Origin of the sequence: Streptomyces sp. UNOB3_S3 (genome assembly GCF_020740895.1) — a bacterium.
GTDB lineage: Bacteria > Actinomycetota > Actinomycetes > Streptomycetales > Streptomycetaceae > Streptomyces.
In genome coordinates, this window is sequence record NZ_JAILXP010000490.1 from 1 (window position 1) to 4,452 (window position 4,452).

Annotated in this window: 4 protein-coding genes; 3 read left to right on the top strand and 1 reads right to left on the bottom strand. The window is 70.9% G+C overall.

Annotated elements, in window-relative coordinates; translation table 11 throughout:
- Positions 1–53 precede the first annotated feature (53 nt).
- Entirely contained in the window at positions 54–761 is a 708-nt protein-coding gene (locus tag K6I33_RS32340; RefSeq protein WP_229358138.1) for an SDR family oxidoreductase, read from the bottom strand.
- 380 nt (positions 762–1,141) lie between these two features.
- On the opposite strand from K6I33_RS32340, the gene K6I33_RS32345 reads away from it, so the two are divergent.
- The 3 genes from K6I33_RS32345 to K6I33_RS32355 all read left to right on the top strand — a co-directional run bounded on the left by K6I33_RS32345 (position 1,142) and on the right by K6I33_RS32355 (position 4,409).
- Positions 1,142–2,410 carry a phosphatase PAP2 family protein gene (locus K6I33_RS32345; protein WP_229358140.1) on the top strand — a complete coding sequence of 423 codons (1,269 nt, stop codon included), beginning with the start codon at positions 1,142–1,144 and terminating at the stop codon, positions 2,408–2,410.
- Positions 2,411–2,557: 147 nt separating this feature from the next.
- The gene (locus K6I33_RS32350; RefSeq protein WP_229358142.1) at positions 2,558–3,127 is read left to right on the top strand and encodes a TetR/AcrR family transcriptional regulator; all 570 of its coding nucleotides are present in this window, start codon (positions 2,558–2,560) and stop codon (positions 3,125–3,127) included.
- Between the two features lie 94 nt (positions 3,128–3,221).
- Positions 3,222–4,409 carry a GDSL-type esterase/lipase family protein gene (locus K6I33_RS32355; RefSeq protein WP_229358144.1) on the top strand — a complete coding sequence of 396 codons (1,188 nt, stop codon included), beginning with the start codon at positions 3,222–3,224 and terminating at the stop codon, positions 4,407–4,409.
- The last annotated feature ends 43 nt before the right edge of the window (positions 4,410–4,452 follow it).

Here is a 4,452-nt window from a genome sequence, read left to right on the forward strand (position 1 = left end):
GCCCCTGGCCCCCGGCCGACGCCCGGCATCGCGGGCCGCCGGCCGCCCCGGACTCACCAGGGGATCGGGCCCCCGATGTCGAAGTACCCTCCCGTGGGCCCGTCGGGGCCCAGCCGCGCCATGCGGACGATGATCTCGGCGCCCTCCTCGACGGTCTGCGGTCCCATGTGCTGGTTGAGGTCCGTGGCCGTGTAGCCGGGCTCGACCGCGTTGATGCGCATGTCCGGGAAGGCCTTCGCGTACTGCACGGTGATCATGTTGACCGCGACCTTCGAGGCCGGATAGGCGACGCCGGGGTAGCCGAAGCCCGGTGTGTCCGGGTCGGCGGTCCGGGTCAGCGAGGCCAGGCCGCTGCTCACATTGACTACGACCGGCGCGGCGGACCGCTGGAGCAGCGGCAGGAACGCATGGGTGACCCGCACGACGCCGAAGACGTTCGTGTCGAAGACCCGTTGCATCATCTCGGCGGTGATCTCCGCCGGGCCGGCCACGCCTCCGTCCGCCATCCGCTCCTCGATGCCGGCGTTGTTGATCAGCACGTCCAGTCCGCCGTCGGCCTCGATCGTCTTCGCCGCGGCGGCGACGGAGGCGTCGTCGGTGACGTCGAGGACGACCATCCGTGTTCCCAGCCGCTCGGCCGCCCGGCGGCCGCGCTCGGCGTCCCGGCTGCCGATGTAGACGGTGTGGCCGGCCGCGACGAGGCGGCGGGCGGTCTCGTGGCCCAGCCCCTTGTTCGCTCCGGTGATCAATGTTGTCGTCATGATCCCAGTCTTCTCCCGGACGGTGCCGCGGGCCAAGAGTATGCCGACGGATCATCACCTCTCTTGTCGTGAGGTGAGGGGAGCGGACAGTCTGTCGTCTGTGACGGAGATCAAGGCGCTGTGCCCGGACGACCGGCCGTTGTGGCGGGAGCCACGGCTCGCCGCGCTCGCGAAGTCGCCGGGCGCGTTCGGCTCACGGTCGCTCCGATAGCATGTTCGATCACAAGACGATCGCCCCCCAACGCCCGCCCATCGCCAGAAAACATGTCATCCAGCGCGATAAGCAACCTATTTCCCCAATATCTAACAAATCGGCCGGACAATTGATATCTATAATAAATCGCAGAATCGCGTCCGACACGTGGCGTCGACCACGGGTGATGCTGTGGACCGCGGCGGCTGTGGTGGCCCTCGGATTCCTTGTCGCGCTGGAGATCGCCGCGCGCCACTACGGCATGCCGGGGCCGATCACCAACCAGGCGCGAGAGGTGATATTCGCCCCCAAGTCGGGGCCGTTGCTGTACGCCAGCATGGCGCTGATGATGGTGGTGCTCACCTGGCGGGAGCGGTGGATCGCGGCCGGTGTCGCGGTCGGCATCGACGTCGTCTTCTTCCTGGTGAGATGGGCGCTCGACGCCAAGATGATGTTCGGCAACGGCGCGCTGTGGGTGGTCCTGGGCTACGCGGTCATCGCCGTCACGCGCCGCACCGGCCGGGAACGCGCCCTGCTGCTGAAGGGCGTCGGGCTGGGCCTGCTGCTGGTCACCGGCCGTAAGACCGGCGACACCTGGCTGCTCATCACGTCGAAGACCCGCCCGACGGTGCTCGACCAGTACGTGGCGACCGCCGATCACGCGCTGGGCGACCCGTCCTGGCTGGCGGGCCGGATCGTCAACGCCACCGGCACGATCGGCAGCCATGTTCTCGACTACGTCTACATCCAGCTCGCGGTGGCCGCGGTCGTCGTCGCGCTGTACCAGCTGCGCAGCGTGGCGACCGAGCGCCGCTTCCCGAGCCATCACCTGGTGCGCACGTTCCTGGTGATCGGTCTCCTCGGGCCGGGCATCTACATGATCTTCCCGGTGGTCGGGCCGATCTTCGCCTACGGCGCCGACGGCGGGCACTGGGCGGTGGCCGACCTGTGGCCGAACACGCCGCCGACCGGTGTGCCGCACCATATGCCGTTCAACGAGATCACCCCGCGCAACTGCATGCCCAGCCTCCATACGGCGTGGGCCACCGCGATATTCATCCATTCCCGCAAGGGCCCGCGCATTCTGCGATTCTTCGGCGCGTTCTGGCTGATCGCCACGCTCGGCGCGACGCTGGGATTCGGTTACCACTACGGCACGGACATCGTCGCCGGCGTGGTGTTCACGTTCACGATCGAGGCGGCTCTGCGCTCGCTCGAGCGCGGCTGGGACCGGTCGGGAATCCAGCTCGTCGCCTATGGCGCGACGGTCTTCACCGCGCTCCTGGTCTCCTACCGCTATCTGTCGGTCGAGATGGCCGAACAGCCGTGGGTGTTCGGACCGCTGATGATCCTGGCCATGGTCTCGGTCATCTACGGCTACATACGGACCGCCAGGCAGTGGGAGCCGAAGGCCGTGCCGGCGCGACAGCGGGAGCCGCAGCCCGAGCTGGTCTGAAACGTGTCGCACCGGGTGGTGGGCGTGGACAGTCGCTGACGCGGCTCGCGCCCACCACCACGCGTATGTGCCCCCAGTGGCCCCTCTCCGCTTGCCTAAAGCCTTTAGGTAAATGCATAATCGATTCAGCCGAACGAGGGGAAGGTCATGGCGCGCGCGGGACTGACCACGGAACGCCTGGTCCGGGCGGGAGCGGAGCTGGCCGACGAGGTCGGCTTCGACGGGGTGACCGTCTCGGCGCTCGCCCGGCGGTTCGACGTCAAGGTCGCGAGCCTCTACTCGCACCTGAAGAACTCCCAGGACCTCAAGACCAGGATCGCCCTGCTCGCCCTGGAGGAACTCGCCGACCGGGCCGCCGACGCCCTGGCCGGTCGGGCCGGCAAGGACGCGCTGACCGCCTTCGCGAACGTCTACCGCGACTACGCCCGGGAGCACCCCGGCCGCTACGCCGCCGCCCGGCTCAGGCTCGACCCCGAGACGGCGGCCGCGAGCGCCGGCGTCCGGCACGCGCGGATGATGCGGGCGATCCTGCGCGGCTACGACCTGACGGAGCCGGAACAGACGCACGCCGTGCGACTGCTGGGCAGCGTCTTCCACGGCTACGTCAGCCTGGAGGCGAGCGGCGGGTTCAGCCACAGCGCCCCCGGCTCGCAGGAGTCCTGGTCATGGACCCTGGACGCCCTCGACGCCCTGCTGCGCGCCCGCCCCACCCCCTGACCACGGCCCCGCGCGAGCCGGAGCGCCGCCACCCACGGTGTGCGGCACCGGCTGCTCCGGGCACCCCGAGAACGCCGACCGACGGGCTGAGAGCATGCACACCACCGAGCACGACTGGATCACCACGCCCATCACCGCGGACATCCTCCGCGGCGCCCTCGACCTGGAACGCACCGCCCACGGCGTGCTGCCGCACCGGCTGCCCGCCCGGGCCCGCGCCCAGTGCGCCGACGGGCAGCTCGCCATGGCGGAGTCCCAGCCCTCCGGCGTACGCCTGGCCTTCCGGACCCGGGCCACCGCCGTCGAACTCGACACGCTGCCCACCAAGCGCGTCTACGTGGGCGTCCCGCCCCGCCCCGACGGCGTGTACGACCTGCTCGTCGACGGCCGCCTGGCCGGCCGCGCCCACGCGGCCGGCGGGAACACCCTGACCATCGACATGGCCACCGGGACCGCCGAGCACCGGCCCGGCCCGGCCGGCACCGTCCGTTTCACCGGCCTGCCCGACGGCGTCAAGGACATCGAGATCTGGCTGCCGCACAACGAGACCACCGAACTCCTCGCCCTGCGCACCGACGCCCCCGTCGAGCCCGCACCGGACCGGGGCCGCAAGGTGTGGCTGCACCACGGCAGTTCGATCAGCCACGGCTCCGACGCCGCGAGCCCCAGCACCACCTGGCCCGCGCTCGCCGCCTCCCTCGGCGGCGTGGAGCTGATCAACCTGGGCCTGGGCGGCAGCGCCCTGCTCGACCCGTTCACCGCCCGCGCCCTGCGCGACACCCCCGCGGACCTGATCAGCCTCAAGCTCGGCATCAACCTCGTCAACGCCGACGTGATGCGCCTGCGCGCCTTCACCCCCGCCGTCCACGGCTTCCTCGACACCGTCCGCGAGGGCCACCCCACCACGCCGCTGCTGGTCGTCTCGCCCATCCTGTGCCCCATCCACGAGGACACCCCCGGGCCCAGCGCCCCGGACCTCGCCGCCCTGAGCGGTGGGCGGCTGCTCTTCCGGGCCACGGGCGACCCGGCGGAGCGCGCGAGCGGGAAACTGACCCTCACCGCCATCCGCGACGAACTGGCCCGCGTCGTGCGGCAGCGGGCGGCCGAGGACCCGAACCTCCACTACCTCGACGGCCGTGACCTCTACGGCCGGGCCGACTCCGCCGAATCGCCCCTGCCCGACCGGCTCCACCCGGACGCCGCCACCCACCGCCTCATCGGCGAACGCTTCGCCGGACTGGCCTTCACCACCGGCGGCCCCTTCGCGGACCACGCCGCCTGACACCGGGGCGCAAGGCGCGGACGACGGGGAGGACGAGGAAGAC

Coding starts and splice junctions, on each gene's coding strand:
- K6I33_RS32345 (WP_229358140.1), top strand. CDS start 1,142: ATGCTGTGGACCGCGGCGGCTGTGGTGGCCCTCGGATTCCTTGTCGCG.
- K6I33_RS32340 (WP_229358138.1), bottom strand. CDS start 761: ATGACGACAACATTGATCACCGGAGCGAACAAGGGGCTGGGCCACGAG.
- K6I33_RS32350 (WP_229358142.1), top strand. CDS start 2,558: ATGGCGCGCGCGGGACTGACCACGGAACGCCTGGTCCGGGCGGGAGCG.
- K6I33_RS32355 (WP_229358144.1), top strand. CDS start 3,222: ATGCACACCACCGAGCACGACTGGATCACCACGCCCATCACCGCGGAC.